This is a genomic window from Enterococcus massiliensis (assembly GCF_001050095.1).
GTDB classification, from domain to species: Bacteria; Bacillota; Bacilli; order Lactobacillales; family Enterococcaceae; genus Enterococcus_C; species Enterococcus_C songbeiensis.
The window spans coordinates 90,676-115,338 of sequence record NZ_CVRN01000006.1 but is presented as its reverse complement, the minus strand read 5'-3'; the positions used below and the strand labels follow the sequence as shown (position 1 = coordinate 115,338).

Sequence of the window (24,663 nt, the reverse complement as noted above, 5' to 3'; positions counted from 1 at the left end):
AAGGTGTACGATAATAGAGAAAACACGGAACCGATTTGCAGTAATCCAGTAGATCGACTCAAAAAAATTTATGCGCTACGAAGGAGTAACCAGAATGACAGATTTAGTTAAAACAGATTTTTATGATCATGTAAATGGCGAATGGGTCAAAACGGCTGAAATTCCTGCCGATAAACCAGCTACCGGCGGTTTTCAGGATCTGGTCCAAGACATCGAACAATTATTGATGGCAGAATTTGCCGAAATGGCTGTAGGAACCAAAGAAATCCCTGCCGGACGTATGAAAGATGCGATTGAATTTTATAAACTTGCCAACGATTATGAGACCCGTAACAAATTAGGCGTTGAACCAGTCAAACCGTTATTGGCAAAAGTTGCTGCATTAAATTCACTTGAGGAATTAAATCAGCAATTTCCAGAATGGGTACTGGAAGGAATGCCGTTGCCTTTTGCTTTGGACGTTGACCAAGATATGAAAGATACACAAACCAACGTGGTTTACGCATATCCAGCATCCACGTTCTTACCTGACAAAACCTATTATGAAGAAAATCATCCCCAAGGACCTGAATTATTAAAAGTCTTTTCTGAAATGACCGTCAGTATTCTAGAAAAATTTGGCAAAACCAACGAAGAAGCAGCTGCAATCGTTGCTGATGCTTTGGCCTTTGACCGTTCAATTGTTCCCCATGTCCGCAGCTCGGAAGAAAATGCCGATTACAGCAAAAATTATAATCCAAAAAGTATTGCCGAATTTGCTGCCTATTCGAAAGAACTTGATTTAAAAAAATTAGTCAATGACCTCGTTCACGACACACCTGGAGAAATCATTGTCACCGAACCAGAATACTTTGCTGCATTTCAACAAATCGTTAATCCCGAAACCTTTGCTTTGATGAAAAATTGGCTTTTGGTTCAAGTCAGCCTTTCTTATACCAGCATTTTAAGCGAAGACTTACGTCAGCTTGGCAGTACTTACAGCCGCTATCTTTCAGGAATCGATGAAGCGGCCCCTCAACAAAAAGCGGCGTATTATTTAGCTACCAATCGCTTTAGCCAAGTAGTAGGTGACTATTACGGCAAAAAATATTTTGGAGAAAAGGCGAAGCAAGATGTGGAACACATGGTAGAAGCCATGATTGCAATCTATCAAAATCGGTTGAAAAACAATACTTGGCTAAGTGAAAATACACGGGAAAAAGCGGTGGTTAAACTGGGGACATTGGGAATCCAAGTTGGCTATCCGGAACGAATTCCTGAACTTTACGATGCCTTTATCACAAAACCGGCAGAAGACGGCGGTACGTTAGTGGAAAATGCGCGCTTTTTCAGCCGTTTGGTCAGAGAAGACAATTTCAGCCGTTTCCATAAACCAGTAGATCGCAAAGAATGGGAAATGAGCGCTGCAACAGTCAATGCGTATTACCATCCCTTCAAAAATATTATCGTCTTTCCAGCAGCAATCCTGCAAGCACCATTTTATAGCTTGGAGCAATCCTCCAGTGCCAACTATGGTGGAATCGGTGCGGTAATCGCCCATGAAATTTCCCACGCCTTTGATAATAATGGCGCAAAATTTGACGAATTCGGAAATTTGAATAATTGGTGGACAAAAGAAGATTTGACCCACTTTGAAGATCTATCCAAAGCCATGATTGCTGAATTTGACGGCATCTCTTTTGCTGGGGGTAAAGTCAATGGAACCTTGACCGTTTCAGAAAATATTGCAGATGCGGGCGGTCTAAGCTGTGCATTAGAAGCTGCAAAAAAAGAAGCGGATGTTTCTTTGGAAGATTTCTTTACCAATTGGGCAAAAATTTGGCGGACCAAAGCACGGGAACAATACCAACAATTGTTGTTGTCCATTGATGTCCATGCACCAGCCAAATTACGGGCCAACGTTCAAGTGAAAAATTTGGATGACTTTTACACTACCTTCAATATTACAGAAGAGGATGCCATGTATCTGTCTCCAGAAAAACGGGTCCACATCTGGTAAACCATTGCTTTACAAAAAAGTGCTGCAGGAAATTCCAACATTTCCTGCAGCACTTTTTTATTATTGTTTCATCGCCTTTTTGATCATCTCTGCCAATGAAGAAAATTGCGAATGGTCGTTGACCACTTGATCCGCTTCTTCCTTTTTCTTAGGGTTTTGCAAAAAAGCAGGTAGTTGACTCGCATGTTGAATGCCAAGTTTTCCTAATAAATCATCCAATTGACTAAAATCTGTGTACTTTTTCAAAAAATTATTGTTCAGTAAATTTCCTAAATCAATGTTTTCCTTTTGCAAGTCAGAAATAATCCCGGTGATATCGGACATATCAAAGCCATCTTTTAAGCGATCAAGAATACTCATTTTGATTCCCCCTTTTCTTTTAAGTATACGGGAGAAAAACGATTTTCTCGAAAATAATGCTTAGACTAATCAATGATCTCAGCGCCAAGAGTTTGCGCAAAATGCCGCAAAGCCCACTCATGACCGACTGGATCAAAGCTGGCAACCGCCTCTTTAAAAATATGCAGTTGATAACCTAAGTTATAGGCGTCCACGGCAGTATGCAGCACACAAATATCTGTACAAACACCGGTTAAATAAAGATCGGTAATGCCCCGTTCCCGCAAGCGAATATCTAAATCCGTCCCGCTGAAAGCAGAATAATGCCGTTTATCGATCCAATAAACCTGTTCCTTGTTTTCTTCATAAACCTCAGCCAATTTCCCATAAAGTTGCCGTCCACTTGTGCCAATCACATTGTGTGGCGGAAACAAATGGTTTTCAGGATGATACTTGTCTGTAGGATCATGGGCATCGATGGCAAAAACAACAAACGCCTGCTGGCGGATAAATTCTTGGGTTCGAGCAACGAGGGTGGCTTCGATTGCCTGCCCAGCAGCTCCGGTGGTCAATTTTCCATCTGTCGCAACAAAATCATAGGTATAATCAATCGAAAGTAACGCCTTCATTGCAATTCCTCCTAAAAAATTTTTTCGTCTTGTTTCTTGCCCCACTGGTTACATTTTTTTGTTAAATTATTTCAACTGCTTTACAAAGTCAATCACTAATTCGGCAGAACGTTTGCCGGCTTCTTCAATAAATTCATCAAAACTTTGAGTGGCTTCGTGATCGGCGGTATCGCTGATTGCCCGCAACACTAAAAAGGGAATATTAAATTGCTGTGCCGTTTGAGCGATCGCAGCCCCTTCCATTTCACACGCCAATGCATCTGGAAAGATCGATAAAATCTGCTTGATTTTCTCTGGATGATCCACAAAACTGTCTCCTGTCACAATCAGTCCTTTTTTTACCCGCTGCTGTCTTGCCTCTGCAACTTTAGTCATTTCAGCAATCAAATAGCGGCTGGCTTCAAAATACAGAGGCATTCCGCCTGGCAGTTGCCCAAGCTCATACCCAAATCCAGTGACATCGACATCAAAGTAAGCCAATTTTTCAGAAACAACTAAATCTCCTACGGCTAATCCTTGACCGATTCCGCCGGCAGAGCCTGTGTTGATTACCATATTTACTCCGTACTGCTGAATCAGCAGGCTGGTGGTGATTGATGCAGCCACCTTGCCGATGCCGGAGCGAACAACGATCACTTCATGAGGTCCTAAGGTTCCTGAAATAAACAAAGCATTCGCCCGTTCCCAAAAGATTGGTGCCTCCAATTTTTCCCGTAGTCCCTTGATTTCCTCTTCCATTGCTCCGATAATCCCGATTTTCATTCTGTCCTTCTCCTCCGTCTTCTCGATTTTCCTAAAATAAAAAGACCAGCAACATGACAACTACCAATAGTAAAAAAACAATGATGATAGCTTTCATCAAAAAATTGTTCCATTCACGGGATTTTTGTTTTTCCCCCGTTCGTGTTTTGGTAACTGGTTTATTTTTTTTGTTTTCCTTGCGATAAAAATTTGAGATTTCCTTCTCTTCTTTTTTGTACTCTTTTGCCGCCTGTTTGCTGGTTTTTTGTGGCTGAGGTGTTTCCTCTGTTTCCAGTTCCCGTCGTTTGCGTAATTCCGTGCGGGTAATCAAGGGCTCTTTTGGCATCGTTTTATTTCCCCCTTAATTGTTCAAGTTCCCAGTATTGAACAGCAAAAAGTGTTTTGGCATCACAAATTTGTTCCTCGGCAATCGCCTGCTTGGCTTCATCCAAAGTCAAAAAGTATAATTCCAGCACTTCATCTTCATCTTGCGGTAAAGGATTCGCAATCTTTGTTAAACCTTGTGCGTGATAAAGATGCAGCAGCTCATCGGCAAATCCCGGTGATACATACATCGCCGCCACAGGTACCATTTTTTCCGCACGATAGCCGGTCTCTTCTTCCAATTCCCGTCTTCCAGTCTCTTCAGGATGAGCGCCTTCTCCCGGATCAATTTTCCCAGCCGGAATTTCCAGAATCACCCGTTCCAGCGGTTTACGGAATTGTTTGACAAAAAGCATTTTCTCGTCAATGATGGCAATGATTCCTACGCCGCCGGGATGAAAAACCAATTCCCGCTTTGCTGTCTCGCCATTGGGAAGTTGCACCTCGTCCACCGCAACATCGATAATTTTGCCGTTAAAAATTTCTGTTCGCTTGATCGTTTTTTCTTCAAAATCTTCAAAGGAAAGCATTCTTTTCCCTACTTTCTATTGTTTCGCTTGCTTGTAGTATACCTAATTTTTCCGTTCATTGCGTTACATTTTACCATAAAGGTTATGATTTTCCTAAATTGAAAAAATCAATCCCTAGTCTGATTTTTTTCTTTCAGCTTACATGCTAAAATGAGAATGTAAAGTTGATAAGAGAGAAACTACTCAACTATTGTTTAGGAGGGTTAGAGAATGAGAAAAAGAATACTTAGTGTATTCGCTGTAATCGGTATCGTGATCGGTATTCGTTTTATCTTTCGTGCCACAGATGGCGGGATCGGCTTTTTCCCAGGTATTTTGATCATCGCCGGAATTTTATTGATTCTTTTCGGTTTAAGAGGAAAACATAAAGTGGTGAAAAAAGAAGAATTGCCTGTGCTTTCTAAAGAAAAGGAAGCTCATTACCTTAAAAATGGCATGAGCGAAAGCGAGATCGCTTTTTTCCGGGAAACAATGAATCAATCCAAACAGCAGATCGAACAGTTGCAAGTCAACCTCAACAACAATGCCAAGTTAAAGGCAATCGATCTGCGGCATGACACATTGCGGGCGGCAAAGGCGCTTTTCAAAGAATTAGTAAAGGAACCACAAAAACTGCATTCAGCCAGTCACTTCCTTTACACGCATTTGCCAAACATGGTGGATCTTACCAATAAATTTATCGAGATTAACGGCCATGAAATCAAAAGCAAAGAAACCTACGACAAAATCGAGGAAAGTTCCCAGATTATCGATCAGATGGCAGCCTTGATTAGTCAAGACTACCAACAGTTTGTCGCTGATGACTTAGATGACATCGATGTCGAGCTTTCGATTGCCAAACAAAGCCTAAAACGAGATAATAGTTAAAAGCAAAAAATCTAGCGGTTTGCTAGATTTTTTTCGAATGAAAAATAAAAAACTAAAAAAATTCTAACACTCTTAGGAGGAGAAGTAATGACTGAACAATTACCACAGACAAAAGATGTCGATACAACCCTAGATGATTTACTGAACAATCCCTTTTCCACTCCAATCGGCACCTTGACAGAAACCCAACAAACTGAAATCAACGCCTTAAAAGAGCAGCAAAAAGCCAATCGTCTGATTGATAAATTGCCGCCAGAACGACAAGCACAGGCACAGGAATTAGCCACAAAGATTGATGCAACAGATCAACAGGCTGTGATTACTTACGGCGCTGTTGCCCAAGAAAAGCTCAGCTCCTTTTCACAGTCTATGCTAAACCACGTTCAGGCCTCTGATATTGGTCCTGTGGGGGATTCATTGACTGAGTTGATGTATCGACTACAAGAAGCCAATCCGGACGAATTGCGCGCAGGAGAAGGCAATATTTTCCAACGGGTGTTTGGCAAGGTCAAGCAATCCATTTATGAAATCACAGCAAAATACCAAAAAATCGGTGCCCAAATTGATAAAATCGCCGTAAAATTAGAAAAAGAAAAAGACGGCCTCTTAAAGGATAATCTGATGTTGGAACAGCTTTACCATAAAAACAAAGATTATTTCGACGCTTTGAATATTTATATTGCCGCCGGTGAATTGAAACTGGAAGAACTGCAAACCAAAATTATTCCTGAAGCGATGCAAAAGGCCCGAGAATCCGGAGATCAAATGGATGCGCAAATCGCCAACGATTATACGCAGTTTCTTGATCGTTTAGATAAACGGACCCATGATTTGCGGCTGGCTCGTCAAGTAACAATCCAGCAAGCACCGCAAATCCGTCTAATCCAAAATACCAATCAGGCTTTAGCAGAAAAAATTCAGGCATCCATCAATACAGCCATTCCTTTGTGGAAAAACCAAGTAGTCATCGCCTTGACCTTGCTTCGTCAAAAAGATGCCGTGACGGCTCAACGACAAGTTTCAGAAACGACAAATGACTTATTGAAGAAAAATTCTGAAATGTTGAAGGTTTCTGCCATTGAAACGGCCAAAGAAAACGAACGGGGATTGGTCGACATTGAAACCTTACAAAAAACGCAAAATGACCTTGTAGAAACCATCCAAGAAACCCTGCGTATCCAAAAAGAAGGAAAAGAAAAACGCCGGGCAGCTGAAATTGAGCTTGGCAATATGGAAGAAGATTTAAAACAAAAATTACTCGACATGACTTCAAACCACAATTAACCGCAAAAAAAGGATCGGTTTCTCTTTCAATAGAGAAACCGATCCTTTTTTTATTTATTCAACGAACTATTTTTATAACCATACAAGAAATAAATCAGCAGGCCGATCACAGTGGTAATACCGAAGATCAACCAAGTCGTGCTATTCAATCGAGACATCAGAAAAAGACACGTCAGAATCGACAAGATTGGCAACAGCGGAACCAGCGGCATTTTGAATTCCCCCGGTTTGGGCTGTCCCATCATTTTCCGCAATTTTAAAATTCCCAACGAAACCATAATCAAATAGGCCAAGGCAACGATGTTCGTCAATTCAGCTAAAATTTGCAAAGGAAATGCCGCAGCAAAAAATAATGCGACCACTCCAGCAGCCATCGTCGCATTTTTAGGCGTCCGATGTTTTGGATCAATTTTTTGCATGAATTTTGGCAGCAAGCCATCTTTACTGATGGCATAAAGCAATCGTGCCAGTGAATACATCATAGAAATCGTCACTGTCAACAAGGTCAAGATGGCTCCCACTGAAATCACCGAACCAACAAAGCCATGATCCACATAGCGCATCGCAAATGCAACCGGGTCTTTGATTCCCAATTCAGTATAAGGAACGATCCCTGTCAAAATCAGCGTTACAACGATGTATAACAATGTGGCAATCGCAATCGAACCGATAATACCTTTTGGTACATCTTTTTGCGGGTCTTTTACTTCTTCAGCCGCCATCGCCACCGCATCAAAACCCAAAAAGGCAAAAAATACTAAGGCTGCACCGTCAAATACCCCGGAAAAACCAAATGGCATAAAGGGCTGCCAATTTTCCGGCTGAACAAAGAACACACCAAACCCGACGAATAACGCAATAATACCAAATTTGACATAAACCATCAGATTATTTAAACGCAGAGCTTTTTTCGCTTCTTGACTGACCCAAAAAGTCACAAAAACAATAACCAGTGCCGCAATTAAATCGATATAAGTGCCATTTTCAGCGTTGTAGCCTGCAGTCAAGGCTTGGGGCAATTCGACTCCAAAGCTGGCGAGAAAGCCCTGCACATAGCCGGACCAACCGGATGCTACCGAGGAAACTGCCAGCAAAAATTCACACATTAAAAACCAGCCGGTCATCCACGCTGCGAACTCCCCAAATACCACGTAAATATACGCATAGGGTCCACCTAAGACCGGGACTCGTGAAGCAAATTCAGCAAAACTCAGACCAGATAAGCCAACAACGATTGCTGCTAACACAAACGAAAGCGTCAATGCGGGGCCAGCCATATCTGACGAAGCAACACCTGTTACGACAAAAATTCCGGTACCGATGATCGCACCGATTCCCAACATGATCAAATCCTTGATTTTAAGGTTCCGTTTCATGTGGCTCTGCTGTTCGATTTTGATTTCCTTTTTTCTGAAAAGATCCATAGCACCCTCCAATTAAGTAAGGCGAACTTTTTTAAGACGCCTTCATGTATCCTAAAAGAATACCACCAAAAATAACAAAAAGGCAACCTAAAACTACATAAATCATTTCTTTTTTGGTCTTTCGTTCTCCCAGCAAGAAAATCCCACCTAAAGTAGAGATAATAATTCCCATTTGAGATAAGGAGAAGCCGACAGCCAATCCAACAACTTGGACCGTCATCAGCATGCATACGTTTCCGATTCCCCACAGCAAGCCAGAAGTCGTATTACGCCAAACAAATTTATCGTATTGGATTTTACGAAGCGTGAATAACACAGCCCCCAATAACATTCCGATACTTTGCGGTAAAATGATCGCAATTGGATCAATCTTCGCCCAAGTAATCAAAATCGTGTACAATCCGAAACCAATTGTTGAAATAACTAAAACACGAAATCCTTTCCCAAAATCCAGCATCTTATTACTGCTTTGGATTTGACTATTGGGGTCACGACGGGAAGTCAGGTACGCCCCAATCACTAAGAAAGCCAGCGCGATCACTCCAAGAATATAATCCCGAGTTTGTGTCCATTCTCTAAAGAATACCGCTCCAGCGATTGTGTTCAGCATCAATTGCATACCGGTGGACAATGGTAGTCCTACCGAAACACCCATATACTGCATCGCATGAAACTGTCCGTTTTGTCCGACACACCAGAATAGACCGGATAAAATACCAATAAAAAAGATCCAAAGTGATACTGTCGGTTGATTGATTGCAAAAATGACTAACGCAAAAACAAAGGCACCAATGGTCATTCCCAACGTTTGCTGGTTAGCATTGCCCCCCATTTTTCCACTGACCAAACCGATACTTCCCCATGCAAACATAGGGATCAAAGCGATAATTAGTTCCATAATATTCTCCTTTTTTAAAAGATACCCCGCTAGTGTATCAGCGAAAACGTTTGCTAGACAAGAAAAAAATCATGCCGCCGCATGATTTTTTATTTTTGCTCCTGAAAAAAGGATAACACCGGAAAAAACAAGTTCATGGTCGTGCCTTGCCCAACCGTAGAAGTGGCTGTTAATTCCACACCCAATTGTTCCGCCAAATTTTTTGCCAAATACAGACCCAACCCTGTTGAATGAGTCTCGCTATATCGTCCATTGCTGCCAGTAAAGCCTTTATCAAAAATCCGCCGCAAATCTTCCTCAGGGATGCCGATACCATTGTCCTTCATCTGCAACGTGATGCCCTGCTGTTCCTTTTTCAACAAAATAAGCACTTTTCCATTTGTTGGTGTGTATTTCAACGCATTGGTCAAAAGTTGGCGAAAAATAAAGCCGATCCACTTTGCATCTGTCAAAACGGTCTGATCTTCCCCTTCCACAGAAAAATGGATATTTTTTTGAATAAAGTAATTCGCCTGACTGCGGATGATCGGCTGAATAATTTCCTTTAACGACGATTCCTGAATCAGATAATCCTTGGAAAAACTGTCTAATCGGGCATAGTACAAGACTTGTTCCACATATTCATCGATTTTTGCCAATTCATTTTCCAATTGCATGTATTTGTCATCAGGGATATCAAATTCAATCGACCGCAACAAAAGTTGAGATGCTGCCAAAGGTACCTTGATTTCATGGACCCAGGAATCAATGTAATCTTTTTGTTCCTGCTGATTGACAACGACCTGCTGCATCGCTTCTTGATGCTCCCGAATCAGTTGGTTGATGTAACGCTGTTGCACTTTTTCTTCTTCGGTGCGGGCACCCGTCAAATAATTTTGCATGGTGCTTTCTCCATCTGCACTTTGCAGTTTTTTCCACCAGCGTTTCTTATACAAATAATCCCCCACCAAAAAAGAAGTTAAAACCAAGGCTTCTAACAATGCCAGATAAAGGAGCGTACCCCAATCCACTTGCAAATCAGGTGCCAACCATAAAACAAAAGCAGTCAATAAAACGAAGACCACCCAGCCGACAAATAGCAGCCAGCGATCTTTTAGATAGTTTTTTATATGCATAAGTCACCTCTACGGAACAATATAGCCTTGCCCAACCTTTGTTTCAATATATCCAGCAACTCCAGCTTGTTCGATTTTCCGCCGCAAGCGATTGATATTCACCGTCAGGGTATTATCATCCACAAAGCGCTCGTCATCCCATAAAGCCCGCAATAATTTTTCTCGGGAAAGAATCTTGCCGTGATTTTTCATCAGGATATACAACAAACGGTATTCATTTTTACTCAAATCGATCACTTCTTCATTGACAGTCACACTGCTGTTGTCGACATTCAGCGTCAACTCCTTATGAATCAGCGTTTCACTGCTGTTTTGAGCATAATTGTAGGATCGGCGCAATAACGCATTGATTTTGGCAATCAACACATCAATCTCAAAGGGTTTAGTAACAAAATCATCTGCCCCCATGTTCATCGCCATAATCATATCCATGTTGGTATTGCGGCTGGAAATAAAAATAATCGGTACTTTTGACACTTCACGGATCTTTTGACACCAGTAATAGCCATCAAAAATCGGTAAATTAATGTCTAACAAGATCAGCTGTGGCTCTTCCGCTTCAAAATCTGTAAAGACTTTTTCAAAATCTGTCGTTCCAAAGGTTTCAAACTGCCATTTTCCCAATTCTTCCATAATAAGCTGACGAATAACGCTCTCGTCTTCCACGATCATGATTTTTGCCATTTTTTCGACTCTCCTTGCCATTTGTTTAAGGGTAACAAATTTTTTTGAAGAACACCAATCTCTGCTTGCTTTTTTATAAAAAGTTCAAAAAAAGCGCCTACAATCCTGCAGACGCTTGTACTAAGATTTTATTCTATCACCAAGATGCCTTCTTCAAAAATCTTTCCCAAGAATAAAAAGACACCATCTGCCAGCAGTAAGCTCATATTTACCCCAAAGTAAATCGATAACCGCTCCAGCCAATCCCGCTTTGGACGATACTTCAAATAGAGAAAGACCAAAAAATTTACCCCATACGTAAAAATCGTCAAACCAATAATCACATCAACAATCATCTAACCACCTGTTTCTACACTTGTTATTCTTATCATGCACCTTAATGCAAACGATGTCAATTTAATTTTGAAAGCAGTTTCTCCTGATCTACTTCTGGAAATTGTTCCAGAAATTCCTGCAATTTTCGCAAGATAAGCGACAGCTTTCCTGCAACATCATTTTCCACTTGCAGTACCAATAAAGGCTCATGCAAACTCATTCGTAAAAGAAACCAGCCATTGCCAAATGGTTCGCCGAAACGAATCCGAATCCCTTCTTCATTTTCTGAATCAATGTGCCAGCCAGATTGCTTCCAACTTCCTAATTGTTCGATAACTTTTTCTCCCAATTGATGATAATCTACGGCTTTTAATGGAAAACGGACCTCCACGGTTTCAGCTGGCTGCTGCAATTCTTGAATCAAAGTGTCCAGTGTTTGTCCTTGATTTTTTAAATCAGGAAGCAGCATCAATAGTTTAGCAATCACGTAAGCACCGTCATCTAAAAAATAGTTTTCTTTAAATGCTGCGTGTCCACTAGTTTCAATTGCTAATTGGGAGTCGATTCCCTGTTCATTTAATTGAATCGCTTTATTGATTACGTTACGGTAACCGGAAATATAGCGCACTTGCTTGCCACCTGCGTTTTCGATAAACCTTCGTAAATGATCGGAAGTGGGGGAATTAGTGACGATACTGGTTCCCGGATGCTCTTTTAAAATAATTTTGCTTAACACTGCAATCAAATTGTTGCGGTTTAGCGCCTGCCCGCTGGCGGTCACTACCGCCGCACGATCCACATCCGTATCAAAAATAATTCCTAAATCTGCTTGATTTGCTAAAACAGCTTCCTTGATGCTGGCCATTGCCTCAGCATTATCCGGATTGGGAATATGATTCGGAAACATTCCATCTGGCGTTAGAAACTGTGAGCCCGTTGTATCCGCTCCCAATTCTTGTAAAATCTTCACAAAAAAACCGCCAGCACCATTTCCGGCATCTACCACAATTTTCCAGCCAAGCAATGGTTGTTTCTCCCCAATGCTCCGCCGAATTTTTTCAAGCAGATCTGCCGAATATTTTGGCAGTAAGTGTGCTTGTTTGACGGTTCCCACCTGTCCGTTTTCGTTGACCTGCGGATGAGTCAAAATCACTTGAATGTCTTCTTTTTCTGCGCCTCCCGATCTTGTAAATAGCTTTACGCCGTTATAATAAAAAGGCAAATGACTGGCTGTCAGCATGATTGCAGCATCACAATCAAATTCAGGGTAGCGGGTACTCATAAACATCGCCGGCGTAGTCGCCAGCTGAAAATCAATGACTTGGATTCCCTGCAAAACCAATTGCTGCACCAAAGCTGCCTTCAAATCATCCCCACTGATTCGACTGTCTTGTCCGATACCAAGCATCAGCTTTCCAGCTAGGTATTTTTCTTCATCGTTTTTTCGCAGCCAATAAACGATTCCATTGGCAATTTGAGTCATTGCCTCAGGTGTCAAAGTTGCTGGAAATTCTTCCGTGGCAATGGCAACGCCGCGAATATCCGATCCATTTCTCAAAACTGTCAATGCTTCTTCCATTTTATCGCCCCAATTCTCATTTGTTGTAATCGCTTTATATGAAGTATAACAAACTACTTCCCAAAAAGCAGTCCTTTTTAAGTATTTTTTACTTAAAAGAGCTGAAAAAAAATCCCTCACACAAGAGGGACTTCGATTATTTATTGTTTCGGGCGTAATTGATCTGCAGCGGCAGCAGGCGTGTCCTCTAAGACATCTTCCAACATCGACTTATCCTCTATTTCTTCGTCTAAATTCAGCTCTTTCTCCATCTCATCAATTTTATCAAACGGGTCTTCTTTTTTAGCTTGTTTGGCTAATCTTTCCAACTTATCATCTAAATCTTTTGGCATAGCGAAAGCGCCTCCTTTCCTTTATGATTTAAGCTTATCATGCTTCGCCAAAAGAAGCGAACCAGACACACTTTTCAAAAGGAGAAACTTATTTTGTAACGTCTACCCGCAAAATTGTTTTTAGTTTTTCTGGTGCGGTTTTTCGCGGGTCGCTCAAATAGATTTCTTTGTGGTCCTTTGAAAGTCGTTGATGACCAGATGCCGCAATAAATTCTTCCAATTGAGCGAAAGTTGCAGGTTCATCATCATAACTGCCGAGATGAAGGATTTGTGCCACTTCTTTTTCAGGAATCGTTTCAAAACGAATCAGCGGAAATAATTCCTCCGGGATTTTCGTTTTTGCCCGTGCTAACGCTTCTGCGGCAATTTCTGACGTCACGAATGCCGGTTGTTTAATCATCATCGTGTAAGCAAAATGATCTTTCACCAACTGGGTTTCTCCATAATATTTTTCTTGGATCGTCCAGTGACCTTCCAAAGGATACACAGTGAAAAGCTGAAAATCAGGAATCTGCCAAGCATTTTTTTGACTCATGCGAATCGTATAAGCAACTGGATAAAGTGCGGCTACTCGTTGTTGAAAATCTTCTTTATTGGGATCACCGATGCCATCGATCATAAAATAATTTTGTGGGGGCAAGGTCAAAAGCTCTGGTTTTTTCTTTGCTTTATACCAAGGCTCTTTGCGCCATTCTAATTTTTCATCCATTTCTTCTTCCTCCAGTTGCCCTATCCTTGCCACGACAATCGATTAATTTTGCTGCAATGTTTCCAGCTCCATGATCAAATGTTGAATCAACAATGACGTTTCTTCCGGCAAGGCATTATAGCCTTCATTGGCTTCTTTTTGCGCCAAAATAAAGTCTAAGCGGCTTTCCATTCGTTTTTTCAATTGACTAATATAGTCCTTGTTTTCCAAGTCTACCTCATAACCTTCGATCGGTAAATAACACATCGCCGTCATTGGACCAAAATCACGAAAATCTGCAGTGCCTTCCACAATTTTTTCAATTGCTCCCAATGTAACCTGCGGTGTGACTTTTTTCGTACCAAAAAATCCGGTATTCAAAATATAGCAGGCAGTATCTTTTTTCGCAAACAAATCACGAAAATCTGCATAATCCTGCCCCAACGGATAACAGCGGAAAGGATTGGCAAACGGTTCGATTACCAATTGATCCAAGTTTACTTTGCCAACGATATTTTCTGCCGTTGAGCGTTTTGTCGCCAAGGTCAATCCAAAAACAGCAGCCAATACTGGATCGTCGATCTTCACAACAGGCGGTAAACTGTCATCCTTCATAATCCAAAAGATTGCGTCGATTTTTTCCGACAAATGATCCACCCGATTTGGCGTCACGTAGCGGGATTTTACCGTTCGTCCATTACCATTACGAATATCTTGGGTCACGATGACTTTTTTATTTTCTTCATCGACTGTCACTCCAACGTTTTGACAAGTCAAGAAATAATCGACTGCCTCATTGGTCAACGGATAATCTTGGGTTTTATCAAAATAAGCCGGCTCCAGCGCCGTGGTAGTGCCGCCCTCTTTACTAATGACAAACGCATCATCATGCAGCACATCTACCTTGTATTTGTCCCCATGTTTGGCAAGAGTAATGGTCGATTTCCCTGATCCTGATAAACCAAACGCCGCCATCGTATATTGTTTGTCTTCCAAATGGTACTGCTTCATCCCACCATGACAAGCGACAAAGCCATTGCGGTGGGCCGTTGCCCATGCCATTGTCAAGGTCGCTTTTTTTAATTCGCCAAAATAGCGCAACCCTAAAATCGCCGCTACATTATGTTCAGGATCAAATAGCGCCAACCCGTTTGGAAAATCTGGATGGGTCCAGTAAGGATCTGCGTAAAGATAAAGATCGTTTTCAGGATAAACATAAGAATTTTGGTAGACATCCATGATTTCCTTGGTAGCGATTTGAAAGTTCAACAAATAAGAATAGAAATTCATTTCAAAGCCTTCAGGGACCATCAAGTGACTTTGAACCATAAACTCAGGATCCAATCCTACCACCACGTTACTGGCATAAAATTTCCGATGCGTACCTTGATACAGCGCTTCTCGTAAAATTCCCTGATAATAGGTCGCATCAATTCCCGGTTGACCGATGATGCGGCGAGCCGCCGCTGTTCGTCCAACGATCTTTCCATCATTTGCCACTAACACTTTTGCATCTGTTGGCAAACCCAATTCTTTCGTGTGCAGAACCGGCATATCGGTAACGACCGTCCCCGGCGCTTGGCTTGCAAGCTGATACGCTTCTTGCAACTCACTGATTGTTTGCACATTATTGCCGTAAAAAGCCGATTCGATCATTGTCTTAAAACTTGAGAATAATGGATTTTCCGGTGAAATGCTTGGTCTTGAAAATGTTTTGACAGTTGCCATGGTGTAGCCTCCAATCAAATAGTTTATTAAAATAAAAGCGCTTACTTAATGCATTCATTATAATACAATTGGAGAATTCTGTCTTGTATTCTCTCGAGCTACTCTTTGATTGTCGTTACTCCTTCATGGGCTAACAGACGTTTTTTCAGGGGAATTCCGCCACGATACCCAGTGAAGGTGCCGTTTTTTCCAACGATTCGATGACAAGGAACAACCACCATCAGCGGATTGCGCCCCACTGCATTCGCCACCGCCCGCACTCCTTTTTCATTGCCGACTTTTTTTGCCAACTCGCTGTAGGTTTCCACTTTTCCAAAAGGGACCTGTACTAATTCCCGCCACACTTTTTGTTGAAAAGGTGTACCGACAAAGTCGTAAATCAAATCAAAATTTTGGCGCTCTCCAGCAAAATACTCCGTTAATTGCTGAATTGCTGCTTGGCTGTGCCCCGCTTCTGGAATTGCTTGATAGCCTTTGAAAAATTGAGCCAATTCTGCGATATCTTCTTCCAGTCCAAGATAGGCTACGCCTTTTTCGGTGGAGGCCACGAGATAGTTTGTTTCCTCAATTGGAAATATTTCGTAAAATAATTTATTCATCCTGCTCTCCTTCTTCTATTGCCATCCGCTTTTTCTAAGAGGATAATTTTCTTCAATGTGCTTGATTGATTCCATTATTATATACGAAAAAAGAAGAAATTCGATTGAAAAGAGTACAAAAAAAACCGACAATCGCCGGTTTTTCAGATTTCTTAGTAACGATTGATCGATTTTTCCTTCAAAAAGAGTTGTTTCATTTCATCAATTGCTGACTTATCAAGAAAACTTAGGGAAACTTTTTCCGGTGCGGTTCCCGTTTTCAACCAGAAACTGACATGCCCGATTTTTTTCCGATACAGCCAACGAGTGGTTCGTTCGGAAAAGGCTTGGATTTTTCTTCGTTCCACAAAGGTTTGGATTTTTGAAAAACCAGTAAAGGTCTGCACACACAAGCGAGTATCGGTTTGCAGCGCGTACCCTTGATAGTGGGCTTCCAGCCAAGCAATCAACAATAAAAATATTGCAATCACTGTTCCTCCTACCGCAAACCAGCGATTAAAGTAGCTGCCGATTCCAATCGCCGGCACTGCCACCAATAAAATCCAGCGCCAAAAGTACCTTATTTTTCTACGGGAAACATACTGAATCTTTGGTGGGTTAAAAGCCCATTCCGGCAATAAGAAATCAAGACTGTCATACAGTTGTGCATCAGAAACAATCGGTAAGAAATAAAGTTTTTTACTGACATTGTTTTCCTCTTCCTGACCACCGGCCAACAACAATTCCACCGAGGAAATACCAAACAATCGCCGTAAAATTTGCTGCCGGATTTTGATTCCTTGGATTTTTTGCAAAGGAATTTTTTGAATCCGCCGCTCCAATAAGCCGCTTTCAATCGTCAGAGTCTTTCCCTGTCTGCTGACTTTAAAGTTGTAATACTGCAAAAAATTCTTGGCAATAGAAACCGCCGCCAACAACAATAAAAGAATCAGTGCCACTGCCAACAGTAAAATCCAGCCAGCCCGCAATAAACTTTCGGAGGTGGATACAGCTTGATTGATCCAATCATCAGGAATAAAATCATCCAGAAAAACAATCAAGGTTGCCGCTGCTGCTAAAATACTCAAATCAGTTAAACCGAACAAAAGGATTTGTCCATTGGTGATTTGATAGACGTAAGAAGGTGCCGGTTCTGCATTAACACTTGTTGGTTTTTCCCCTTCCGAAACGGAACCATCTCCTGCTTTTTCTCGAATACGATAGCCTTCGATTACGTGAACCAAGGATTCATTAACTGCCGGTAAGGAAGCTTCCGCTTTGCCGGCTTCTCCTCCCGCGGTTTCGATCAGCAGTTGAACTACATGAAAGGGCTGGAAAAAGAACCATTGCCGTTGCTTGACGGTTTGGATTCGATCATAGGGAATATCAATTTCGTGTTTCCGAAAAATTCCCTGATAAATAATGATTTTTTCCGAGGAGATTTGATAGGCTTGAGAAAAATAATTTGCCACAGCCGACCCAACGATCAACACCACCATTGCTGCTGCCGCCAATTTTCCATAAAGAGTAGAAATACCGCCGTTGATGACCAGCAAAACCAGTAAAAAGAACCACGTCCGGATTCCCTGCAACAAAAAAATCAGCAATGCCAGCGGATGAAATCTTTTTTTCTCAGACATCCTCTTTCGCCGCCTTTACTAACTCAATGATTTGCTGCCGCAAAGCCATTGCCTCCTCCACGTCCAAACCAGCGATATGATGGCTGGTTGCCGCCGTATGAATTACAATTTCCATTAGATTTTCCTGTCTCAAAAAAGGCCCCTGTTCAGTCTCCACATGTTGGATTCGATTCATAGGAACATAGGTGATTGAACGGAAAATAAATCCATTTTGAAAGGCAATGTCCTCTGTGGTGATCTCGTAGCGATGAAATGTATAACGATAAGGAATCAGCGCCATCAATAACGCAAAAATCAGTGCAAGGATAACAAAATAACCAAGGAGAATCCATCCGCCAACGCCTTTTAATTGATCAAACCAGACCAAAGCTGCAGCTCCTGCAATCCCCACGAAGAAAAAAATTCCCATTGTTACATAATTGCTTTTACGCCATACCGCTTTGATTCGCTGCGGCATTTGTTTCGGTAATAAAGGATAATCCATCGTTTTTCCCACATTTCTTTTTTTCATTTTTATACTAATTTTCCCTTTGTTCATAGTACCGCGAAAAGGTTCCCATCGTCTACTCCCAAAAACAGAAAATGGAACCTCAAATGAAGTTCCATCGTTTTTTTCTATTCCTTTGTGTCAATGATGATCGTCACCGGACCGTCATTGACCAATGCGACTTGCATGTCGCCACCGAATACCCCTGTAGAAATTGGGATACCCGCAGCGGCGATTCCTTGATTGAAGCGTTCGTATAACGGGATTGCCTGTTCTGGTCGTGCTGCCTGAATAAAGCTGGGGCGGTTGCCTTTTTTCGTTTCAGCAAACAGCGTAAATTGGGAGATACTCAAGACACTTCCTTGAGCTGCAGCAAGGTTCCGGTTCATTTTTCCTTCCCCATCCTCAAAGACCCTCAGCAAGGAAATTTTACGCACGAGATAATCTACATCGGCTTCGGTATCCGTTTCGTGAATGCCCAACAAAATAACGAATCCCTTTTTGATTTCGCCAACCACCTTCTCTTCAATACTTACACTGGCTTGGTTGACCCGTTGAATAACTGCTCGCACGTTTCTCTACCCCTTCATTCGTCGGACACTGTAAACTTCCGGTACTTGTTTGATTTTATCGACGATTGTTTTTAAGTGTTTGACATTTTGAATTCCAACCGTCAAACGAATCGTTGCCATTTTGTCTTTATTGGTTTTAGCTTCGACACTTTGCAGTTTTTTTGTCATGGAATTGACCGTTTGCAGCACATCGTTCAACAAACCGGAACGATCGTAGCCGTAGATTTCCAAATCAGCATCGTATTCCTTCGATGAATTGGAAGTATCTTCCCATTCCACTTCAATCAACCGTTTTTCAGCATCCTCCGATTGAACATTTGGACAATCACTGCGGTGGATGGAAATCCCACGTCCTTTGGTAATATACCCAACAATTTTATCTCCGGGAATCGGATTACAGCAACGGCTGATGCGGATCAACAGGTTGTCCACCCCTTCGATCACAATTCCACCTTCATGACGAACCTTCATTTTTTCTTCTTTTTTCGGTTGGTTCATCAATTCTTTCACTTGCTGCTTTTGTTTTTCTAATTGTTTCTCTCGACGTTCTTCTTCTGTTAAACGATTTGCAACAGTCGTTGGACTGACTTCGCCAAAACCTACTGCTGCGTACAAATCATCTTCTGTTTGATAATTAAACCGTTCCAGTACCTCCGTCAATTTGTTCTTCGTCAAAATATCTTTTGGAACAAAATCCATCTCCTGCAAACATTTATAAACAGAATCATGGCCTTTGTTGATATTTTCTTCCCGGTCTTGGGATTTAAAGAACCGTTTGATTTTATTTTTTGCTTTGCTGGTGGCCACCAGCTTCAACCAGTCACGGCTAGGTCCAAACGAATTTGGTGAGGTCATAATCTCAACGATATCGCCATTTTTTAATTTGTAATCCAGCTGTACCATTTTGCCGTTTATTTTAGCACCGGTTGTTTTATTTCCTACATCGGTATGGATACTATAAGCAAAATCTAGCGGTCCGGATCCTTGCGGCAGTTCGGTAACATCGCCTTTTGGGGTAAAAACATACACTTTGTCGCTGAAAATATCCCCTTTAACGCCTTCCATAAATTCGGAGGCATCATAGCTATCGTCCTGCAATTCTAAAATTTCTTTGAACCAGCCTACTTGTTGGGTCATCTTATCTGGTTTGACTTTTTCCGTCTTACCTTCTTTATAAGCCCAGTGTGCTGCAACCCCGAATTCGGCAATTTCATGCATTTCATGGGTCCGAATTTGAATTTCCACAGGATTGCCATAAGGGCCAATTACAGTAGTGTGCAGGGATTGGTACATATTGGCTTTAGGCATGGCGATATAATCTTTAAAGCGACCAGGCATGGGTTTCCATTTGGTATGGATCGTTCCCAAAACCGCATAACAATCTTTGATAGAATCCACCAGCACTCGGATTGCCAGCAAATCATAAATTTCATTGAATTGTTTTTTTTGATCCTTCATTTTGCGGTAGATAGAATAAATATGTTTGGGGCGTCCATAGATTTCCGCAAAAATATCCAATTCTTCAGTAGCTAAACGAATTTCTTCTACTGCCGTTGAGATATAAGCTTCTCGCTCTTCCCGTTTAGACTGCATCAAATGAACGATACGGTAATATTGTTGCGGATTCAAATAACGCAATGCCGTGTCTTCCAGTTCCCACTTCACGCGACTGATCCCTAAACGATGGGCAAGAGGGGCATAGATTTCCAGCGTTTCTTTGGCGATACGGCGTTGCTTGTCTTCTCGCAGATGTTTCAATGTCCGCATATTGTGAAGACGATCTGCCAATTTAACCATGATTACCCGCAGATCCTGTGCCATTGCCAACAGCATTTTCCGGTGGTTTTCTGCTAATTGCTCTTCATGGGATTTGTATTTGATTTTTCCTAATTTTGTCACGCCATCTACCAGCATGGCCACGTCGCCGCCGAATTCTTCACTAAGATCCGCTAAGGTGACCTCCGTATCTTCCACAACATCATGCAAAAAACCCGTGGCAACAGTGTGCGGGTCCATGCGCAATTCAGCTAAAATCCCAGCAACTTGAATGGGATGGATAATATACGGCTCACCAGATTTTCGAAACTGGTCTTTGTGGGCCTCGGTTGCATAATCCAACGCTTTTTTTACAAATGCCACATGTTCGTCACTCATATAATGTCCGACCAATTTGATTACACCTGGTCCTGACATAATTACTTCTTTTGACATCCTGTAAGCCCCCTTTTGACAAGAAAAATAAAAGTACCACTAATCAGCGGTACTGCGCAAATTATTATCGTCATTATACAATAGTTTTACTTCATTTTTCAATGTTCCTCTGCTTTTTGAATGGCTAAAGACAAATCTGCTAAATCCACTTGGCGAACCCCGAAATAATCGATTCCTTGTTGAACTAATTCTGTGATTATCGCCGGATCTGCTTTTTCTACATTGATTTGAAGAATCAGTTGTTTGCCGCCATCGTATTCAAAAATTGTAGCATTATGCACCGCTTCTTCTATCGTGGAAGCTTCGCCAAGTACCACATACCGCCAGCCTAATTTCTTGATTCGTTGTGCACATTCAATCTTCGTCAATTCTTTCATTCCTGTCGTATCCAATTGCAGGCGAATTTCACCCCATGCTACGGCAAGTGCCCGCAACGCGTCAGACAATTCTTCCGCTTCTGCTCCCAATAAAATGACGGGGCTGATGGTCAATTCCAAAAAATCTGCACCATCCCGAAAAGCTTGCCCCACTTCAAAGGCTTTTTTGCCGGTCGTCCCGACACCAAGCGGGTAATCAATCACGGTACCGATTTTTATATCCGTAAAGGACAGCAATTGTTTGGCACGTCGCAAATAACTTGGCAAAACAACGATTTCTTTGATTTTTTCTTCCGAAAGCTGTAAAAGATAGTCTTTAAAATCCCAGTCGGTCATTGCAGCATCAAGAATCCGCAAGCTGATTCGTTCCCGTAAAAGCATTTTTTTCACTCCCTTGATAATAGTTCCAATTGATAACTGGCTGCACTCAATAAATACAATGGCGCTGTTTCGGTTCGTAAAATTCTCGGACCTAACCCACAAAGAATCCCGCCGGCTTCCGTTAATCTTTCAATTTCTTTCGGTAAAATTCCGCCTTCCGGTCCGAATACCGCTAACAATTGTTGTCCGGTTTTCATTTTTTGCAGCACTTGTGCCAAATGGGCTAGCTCGCCTTCTTTTGCGGCTTCTTCATAGGCAATCACGAGCACATCATACTCTCCAAGTGTAGCAAAAAAAGAGGACCGATCCATCAGCTCAACGCTTGGCAGAACTTGTCGTTGCGACTGCTCGGCGGCTTCTTGGGCAATCTTTTCTAAACGTTGCTGTTTTTTTTCACGTTTTTTTTGATCCCATTTCACCACAGAGGCTTCTGCGGGAAAACCGATAAATCCGGCTGCACCCAATTCTGTTCCTTTTTGAACGATCCATTCCAACTTATCTCCCTTCGGAAATCCGCTGGCGATGGTGATTGCAATGGGCAATTCTTTTTGCTGTTCTTCTTTGTGTTTTTCCTCAAGAAAAACCGAATTCTCGGTGATCTCGCTGATTTCAGCAACGATTGTCACTTGATTGCGAAAAACCAGATACACTTGATCTCCTGCCTGCATCCGCATCACCCGAACGATATGATGGTAGGGTTCCCCAGTCAATTCGATGGTAGCCATTGGGTACGTTTCATCTAAAATATATCGTTGCATGGCTATTCCTCGGTCTTCTTCAAGAGAATTGCATACCAATCTTTTTGAGAAAAGATTTGATCGACAAAAAAGCCGGCTTCCGTCATTTTATCAATCACTAATTGCTTCTTCTCTTCGATAATTCCAGAAACAATCAAGGTTCCATCTGGTTTCAATAACCGATAAGCATCTGGGATCAACAGTAAAATAATATCGGCTAAAATATTGGCGACAATCACATCTGCCGACACAGTGATTCCTGCCAACAAGTTATTGGCGGACACAGTGACATCTGCTGCAATCGGATTTAATGCCATATTTTCCTTCGCAGAACGGACAGCTACTTCATCCAAATCAAAAGCTTGAACCGTTTTTGCGCCGAAATGTTTACTGGCGATACTTAATACCCCCGAACCAGTTCCCACATCCAAGACGGTTTCTCCGCCTCGCAGTGCAACTTCCAACGCTTGCAACGTCAAGCGGGTCGTTGGGTGGGTTCCTGTTCCAAATGCCATTCCCGGATCAAGAGTGATAATTTTTTCATCCTTATGAACCGGTTGATATGTTTCCCAACTAGGCACAATCGTCAGATATCGGCTGATTCTCACTGGATGATAATATTTTTTCCAGGCAGTCGCCCAGTCTGTATCTGAAACTTCGCTGACCGTCACCTTATTTTTACCAATAGCCAACCCATAATTTGGGAGTTGACGGATGGTTTCCTTGATAGCGGGCAGAATCTCCGGTAAAAAAGTGGTCTCTGGAAAATATGCCTTTACCAGTGCCCCTTCCTCTAAACTCGTGTAGGTAGCCGGATCAAGAATTTCACCGTATGGATCGCTTTGAAAATTTGCGACGTCTAAGGCATCTTCAATGGCTACTCCGCTGGCACCAGCTTCCATTAGACAGTTGGCAACTGCCTCTACCGCCTCACTGGCAGTTTCCACTTTTACTTCATTCCATTTCATCGGTTTGCTCCCTTGTTCGTATTTAGTCTGCTTCTCATTTTTTTGTTAATAGCTAGGATAAGGAACGTATAGGGCTTGCTCCTGTGGGTATTTTTCGATTGCTTCAAGAAATTTTTCCTGCTCCCAAACCAATTCAAAAACCTCCTGGTCTTCGTCCGTTAAAAAGTCCAACAAATCACTTTGTCCTTGATCCAATACATCCTTCAAATAGGCAACCATTCCTTTTAATTGAGCCTTTGACGCACCTTTTTTCCCTTCATAAGGAATCACTGTCAAATACTCTTCCTCATCAACAATTGATTTTTTTGGATCATACAGTAAAATACCGTCTTCAAATTCAATGATTGCTTCTTCTGACGCCACGCCTTCTGCATCATCAATCGTCAAATGAGCAGGGTTTTCCGCAAAAAGCCGAATTACTAACTCAATCGTATGGTTTTTCATATCCCAATCCAGTGCCACCTCATAGTCATTCAAGTGTTTCGTCAACTGTTCGTTTAAATAATCCAACATAGTCAGTTTAGCCATTTTTCCATCCCCAATCCGTTTCGATTTGTGCTTTCTTTTGTTGTGAGATAAACGGATTGCCCTTGACGGCAAAACGCAGCGGCATCTCCGTCCAAATTCCTTTATTGGGAATCCCGATCCGAGGCAACGCCAAAATCTCTTTTGGTTCTTTTTTCTTTTCTGGTAAAAGATGTAAATCACTGGTAAAAATAGAACGTCCATAAAAATCGGGCGTGATTCCTAATGCCGCCACTAATTTCCCGGGACCGTTAGCAAGCTCTGCCCCTTGCCGTCCGCCTCGATTCTCACTCATTTGGAGCAACCCTTCGGCTGGTTCTAATCCTCGGATCATCACTCCTTGAGGTGTTCCTTCCGGTTGTGTAATCATGTTCAAAATTAAATGGGTGTGCATCGTATATAAATAAATCGTGCCGGGCTTTTCATACATCGCTCGAACTCGCGGTGTTCGACGCATGCCAAAACTATGGGCAGCTTGATCGTCTGGTCCAAGATAGGCTTCACAATCAACGATGTAGCCGCCGATTTTTCCTTGTGGCGTATCATGTTCCAAATACATCCCTAGCAAATAGCGGGCGATTTCCGGCGTTGAGTTTGTATTAAACAGTTCAATCGTTTTTTTCATTTTCCTCACCCCATCTATTTTACACA

Annotated in this window: 27 protein-coding genes; 3 read left to right on the top strand and 24 right to left on the bottom strand. The window is 41.9% G+C overall.

Going from position 1 to position 24,663, the window contains the following annotated elements; translation table 11 throughout:
• Positions 1-94 precede the first annotated feature (94 nt).
• Positions 95-1,999 carry a M13 family metallopeptidase gene (locus tag BN1875_RS05330; protein ID WP_048603819.1) on the top strand — a complete coding sequence of 635 codons (1,905 nt, stop codon included), beginning with the start codon at positions 95-97 and terminating at the stop codon, positions 1,997-1,999.
• Positions 2,000-2,059: 60 nt separating this feature from the next.
• Here BN1875_RS05330 and BN1875_RS05325 read toward each other — a convergent pair whose 3' ends face one another.
• The 5 genes from BN1875_RS05325 to BN1875_RS05305 all read right to left on the bottom strand — a co-directional run bounded on the left by BN1875_RS05325 (position 2,060) and on the right by BN1875_RS05305 (position 4,622).
• Positions 2,060-2,359 carry a hypothetical protein gene (locus BN1875_RS05325; RefSeq protein WP_048603818.1) on the bottom strand — a complete coding sequence of 100 codons (300 nt, stop codon included), beginning with the start codon at positions 2,357-2,359 and terminating at the stop codon, positions 2,060-2,062.
• A 65-nt stretch (positions 2,360-2,424) separates the two neighbouring features.
• Positions 2,425-2,967 carry a cysteine hydrolase family protein gene (locus tag BN1875_RS05320; protein ID WP_048603817.1) on the bottom strand — a complete coding sequence of 181 codons (543 nt, stop codon included), beginning with the start codon at positions 2,965-2,967 and terminating at the stop codon, positions 2,425-2,427.
• Between the two features lie 66 nt (positions 2,968-3,033).
• A complete protein-coding gene (locus BN1875_RS05315) occupies positions 3,034-3,729 on the bottom strand; it encodes a 5'-methylthioadenosine/adenosylhomocysteine nucleosidase (protein ID WP_048603816.1) in 696 nt (231 codons plus the stop codon).
• Between the two features lie 31 nt (positions 3,730-3,760).
• On the bottom strand, positions 3,761-4,054 hold the full coding sequence (gene macP / locus BN1875_RS05310; RefSeq protein WP_048603815.1) for a cell wall synthase accessory phosphoprotein MacP: 294 nt from the start codon (positions 4,052-4,054) through the stop codon (positions 3,761-3,763).
• A gap of 4 nt (positions 4,055-4,058) precedes the next feature.
• Positions 4,059-4,622, bottom strand: coding sequence for an NUDIX hydrolase (locus tag BN1875_RS05305; RefSeq protein ID WP_048603814.1), 564 nt, complete (start codon positions 4,620-4,622; stop codon positions 4,059-4,061).
• 210 nt (positions 4,623-4,832) lie between these two features.
• Between BN1875_RS05305 and BN1875_RS05300 the strand changes: the two genes are divergently transcribed.
• Positions 4,833-5,489: a 5-bromo-4-chloroindolyl phosphate hydrolysis family protein gene (locus BN1875_RS05300; protein ID WP_048603813.1), complete on the top strand. Its 657-nt coding sequence runs from the start codon at positions 4,833-4,835 to the stop codon at positions 5,487-5,489.
• 87 nt (positions 5,490-5,576) lie between these two features.
• Entirely contained in the window at positions 5,577-6,773 is a 1,197-nt protein-coding gene (locus BN1875_RS05295) for a toxic anion resistance protein (RefSeq protein ID WP_048603812.1), read from the top strand.
• Positions 6,774-6,823: 50 nt separating this feature from the next.
• Here BN1875_RS05295 and BN1875_RS05290 read toward each other — a convergent pair whose 3' ends face one another.
• From BN1875_RS05290 to BN1875_RS05200, 19 genes are all read right to left on the bottom strand, one after another.
• Positions 6,824-8,197 (bottom strand): amino acid permease, encoded by a 1,374-nt coding sequence (locus BN1875_RS05290; RefSeq protein ID WP_048603811.1) that lies wholly within the window; start codon positions 8,195-8,197, stop codon positions 6,824-6,826.
• Positions 8,198-8,228: 31 nt separating this feature from the next.
• A complete protein-coding gene (locus tag BN1875_RS05285) occupies positions 8,229-9,095 on the bottom strand; it encodes a GRP family sugar transporter (protein WP_048603810.1) in 867 nt (288 codons plus the stop codon).
• An 89-nt stretch (positions 9,096-9,184) separates the two neighbouring features.
• The gene (sapS, locus tag BN1875_RS05280) at positions 9,185-10,210 is read right to left on the bottom strand and encodes a two-component system sensor histidine kinase SapS (protein ID WP_048603809.1); all 1,026 of its coding nucleotides are present in this window, start codon (positions 10,208-10,210) and stop codon (positions 9,185-9,187) included.
• A 9-nt stretch (positions 10,211-10,219) separates the two neighbouring features.
• Positions 10,220-10,894, bottom strand: coding sequence for a two-component system response regulator SapR (sapR, locus tag BN1875_RS05275; protein ID WP_048603808.1), 675 nt, complete (start codon positions 10,892-10,894; stop codon positions 10,220-10,222).
• 128 nt (positions 10,895-11,022) lie between these two features.
• On the bottom strand, positions 11,023-11,229 hold the full coding sequence (locus tag BN1875_RS05270; RefSeq protein WP_048603807.1) for a hypothetical protein: 207 nt from the start codon (positions 11,227-11,229) through the stop codon (positions 11,023-11,025).
• 56 nt (positions 11,230-11,285) lie between these two features.
• A complete protein-coding gene (locus tag BN1875_RS05265) occupies positions 11,286-12,788 on the bottom strand; it encodes a phosphohexomutase domain-containing protein (RefSeq protein ID WP_048603806.1) in 1,503 nt (500 codons plus the stop codon).
• Positions 12,789-12,928: 140 nt separating this feature from the next.
• Positions 12,929-13,120 (bottom strand): hypothetical protein, encoded by a 192-nt coding sequence (locus tag BN1875_RS05260; protein ID WP_048603805.1) that lies wholly within the window; start codon positions 13,118-13,120, stop codon positions 12,929-12,931.
• Between the two features lie 88 nt (positions 13,121-13,208).
• Entirely contained in the window at positions 13,209-13,829 is a 621-nt protein-coding gene (locus tag BN1875_RS05255; protein ID WP_048603804.1) for a GyrI-like domain-containing protein, read from the bottom strand.
• Between the two features lie 42 nt (positions 13,830-13,871).
• On the bottom strand, positions 13,872-15,536 hold the full coding sequence (locus BN1875_RS05250) for a phosphoenolpyruvate carboxykinase (ATP) (RefSeq protein ID WP_048603803.1): 1,665 nt from the start codon (positions 15,534-15,536) through the stop codon (positions 13,872-13,874).
• Between the two features lie 98 nt (positions 15,537-15,634).
• Complete coding sequence (locus tag BN1875_RS05245) at positions 15,635-16,135, bottom strand: methylated-DNA--[protein]-cysteine S-methyltransferase (RefSeq protein ID WP_048603802.1); 501 nt, start codon at positions 16,133-16,135, stop codon at positions 15,635-15,637.
• Positions 16,136-16,287: 152 nt separating this feature from the next.
• A complete protein-coding gene (locus BN1875_RS05240) occupies positions 16,288-17,754 on the bottom strand; it encodes a PH domain-containing protein (protein ID WP_048603801.1) in 1,467 nt (488 codons plus the stop codon).
• On the bottom strand, positions 17,747-18,238 hold the full coding sequence (locus BN1875_RS05235; RefSeq protein WP_048604178.1) for a PH domain-containing protein: 492 nt from the start codon (positions 18,236-18,238) through the stop codon (positions 17,747-17,749). The genes BN1875_RS05240 and BN1875_RS05235 overlap by 8 nt, the downstream gene beginning before the upstream one ends.
• Positions 18,239-18,369: 131 nt before the next feature.
• Positions 18,370-18,813 carry a D-aminoacyl-tRNA deacylase gene (dtd, locus tag BN1875_RS05230; protein WP_048603800.1) on the bottom strand — a complete coding sequence of 148 codons (444 nt, stop codon included), beginning with the start codon at positions 18,811-18,813 and terminating at the stop codon, positions 18,370-18,372.
• 6 nt (positions 18,814-18,819) lie between these two features.
• Positions 18,820-21,024 carry a RelA/SpoT family protein gene (locus tag BN1875_RS05225; protein ID WP_048603799.1) on the bottom strand — a complete coding sequence of 735 codons (2,205 nt, stop codon included), beginning with the start codon at positions 21,022-21,024 and terminating at the stop codon, positions 18,820-18,822.
• 98 nt (positions 21,025-21,122) lie between these two features.
• Complete coding sequence (locus tag BN1875_RS05220) at positions 21,123-21,782, bottom strand: beta/alpha barrel domain-containing protein (protein ID WP_048603798.1); 660 nt, start codon at positions 21,780-21,782, stop codon at positions 21,123-21,125.
• Positions 21,783-21,787: 5 nt separating this feature from the next.
• Positions 21,788-22,540, bottom strand: a complete 753-nt coding sequence (locus BN1875_RS05215) for a 16S rRNA (uracil(1498)-N(3))-methyltransferase (RefSeq protein ID WP_048603797.1) — start codon at positions 22,538-22,540, stop codon at positions 21,788-21,790.
• Between the two features lie 2 nt (positions 22,541-22,542).
• Positions 22,543-23,487 carry a 50S ribosomal protein L11 methyltransferase gene (gene prmA, locus BN1875_RS05210; RefSeq protein WP_048603796.1) on the bottom strand — a complete coding sequence of 315 codons (945 nt, stop codon included), beginning with the start codon at positions 23,485-23,487 and terminating at the stop codon, positions 22,543-22,545.
• A gap of 45 nt (positions 23,488-23,532) precedes the next feature.
• Positions 23,533-24,015: a DUF3013 family protein gene (locus BN1875_RS05205; RefSeq protein ID WP_048603795.1), complete on the bottom strand. Its 483-nt coding sequence runs from the start codon at positions 24,013-24,015 to the stop codon at positions 23,533-23,535.
• A complete protein-coding gene (locus BN1875_RS05200; RefSeq protein ID WP_048603794.1) occupies positions 24,008-24,637 on the bottom strand; it encodes a DNA-3-methyladenine glycosylase in 630 nt (209 codons plus the stop codon). The genes BN1875_RS05205 and BN1875_RS05200 overlap by 8 nt, the downstream gene beginning before the upstream one ends.
• Between the last annotated feature and the right edge of the window lie 26 nt (positions 24,638-24,663).

Coding starts and splice junctions, on each gene's coding strand:
- BN1875_RS05270 (WP_048603807.1), bottom strand. CDS start 11,229: ATGATTGTTGATGTGATTATTGGTTTGACGATTTTTACGTATGGGGTA.
- BN1875_RS05240 (WP_048603801.1), bottom strand. CDS start 17,754: ATGTCTGAGAAAAAAAGATTTCATCCGCTGGCATTGCTGATTTTTTTG.
- BN1875_RS05295 (WP_048603812.1), top strand. CDS start 5,577: ATGACTGAACAATTACCACAGACAAAAGATGTCGATACAACCCTAGAT.
- BN1875_RS05290 (WP_048603811.1), bottom strand. CDS start 8,197: ATGGATCTTTTCAGAAAAAAGGAAATCAAAATCGAACAGCAGAGCCAC.
- BN1875_RS05220 (WP_048603798.1), bottom strand. CDS start 21,782: ATGCTTTTACGGGAACGAATCAGCTTGCGGATTCTTGATGCTGCAATG.
- BN1875_RS05300 (WP_048603813.1), top strand. CDS start 4,833: ATGAGAAAAAGAATACTTAGTGTATTCGCTGTAATCGGTATCGTGATC.
- BN1875_RS05245 (WP_048603802.1), bottom strand. CDS start 16,135: ATGAATAAATTATTTTACGAAATATTTCCAATTGAGGAAACAAACTAT.
- BN1875_RS05215 (WP_048603797.1), bottom strand. CDS start 22,540: ATGCAACGATATATTTTAGATGAAACGTACCCAATGGCTACCATCGAA.
- BN1875_RS05315 (WP_048603816.1), bottom strand. CDS start 3,729: ATGAAAATCGGGATTATCGGAGCAATGGAAGAGGAAATCAAGGGACTA.
- BN1875_RS05200 (WP_048603794.1), bottom strand. CDS start 24,637: ATGAAAAAAACGATTGAACTGTTTAATACAAACTCAACGCCGGAAATC.
- sapS (WP_048603809.1), bottom strand. CDS start 10,210: ATGCATATAAAAAACTATCTAAAAGATCGCTGGCTGCTATTTGTCGGC.
- BN1875_RS05285 (WP_048603810.1), bottom strand. CDS start 9,095: ATGGAACTAATTATCGCTTTGATCCCTATGTTTGCATGGGGAAGTATC.
- BN1875_RS05205 (WP_048603795.1), bottom strand. CDS start 24,015: ATGGCTAAACTGACTATGTTGGATTATTTAAACGAACAGTTGACGAAA.
- sapR (WP_048603808.1), bottom strand. CDS start 10,894: ATGGCAAAAATCATGATCGTGGAAGACGAGAGCGTTATTCGTCAGCTT.
- BN1875_RS05305 (WP_048603814.1), bottom strand. CDS start 4,622: ATGCTTTCCTTTGAAGATTTTGAAGAAAAAACGATCAAGCGAACAGAA.
- BN1875_RS05260 (WP_048603805.1), bottom strand. CDS start 13,120: ATGCCAAAAGATTTAGATGATAAGTTGGAAAGATTAGCCAAACAAGCT.
- BN1875_RS05320 (WP_048603817.1), bottom strand. CDS start 2,967: ATGAAGGCGTTACTTTCGATTGATTATACCTATGATTTTGTTGCGACA.
- BN1875_RS05235 (WP_048604178.1), bottom strand. CDS start 18,238: ATGGATTATCCTTTATTACCGAAACAAATGCCGCAGCGAATCAAAGCG.
- macP (WP_048603815.1), bottom strand. CDS start 4,054: ATGCCAAAAGAGCCCTTGATTACCCGCACGGAATTACGCAAACGACGG.
- BN1875_RS05265 (WP_048603806.1), bottom strand. CDS start 12,788: ATGGAAGAAGCATTGACAGTTTTGAGAAATGGATCGGATATTCGCGGC.
- BN1875_RS05325 (WP_048603818.1), bottom strand. CDS start 2,359: ATGAGTATTCTTGATCGCTTAAAAGATGGCTTTGATATGTCCGATATC.
- BN1875_RS05255 (WP_048603804.1), bottom strand. CDS start 13,829: ATGGATGAAAAATTAGAATGGCGCAAAGAGCCTTGGTATAAAGCAAAG.
- prmA (WP_048603796.1), bottom strand. CDS start 23,487: ATGAAATGGAATGAAGTAAAAGTGGAAACTGCCAGTGAGGCGGTAGAG.
- BN1875_RS05225 (WP_048603799.1), bottom strand. CDS start 21,024: ATGTCAAAAGAAGTAATTATGTCAGGACCAGGTGTAATCAAATTGGTC.
- BN1875_RS05250 (WP_048603803.1), bottom strand. CDS start 15,536: ATGGCAACTGTCAAAACATTTTCAAGACCAAGCATTTCACCGGAAAAT.
- BN1875_RS05330 (WP_048603819.1), top strand. CDS start 95: ATGACAGATTTAGTTAAAACAGATTTTTATGATCATGTAAATGGCGAA.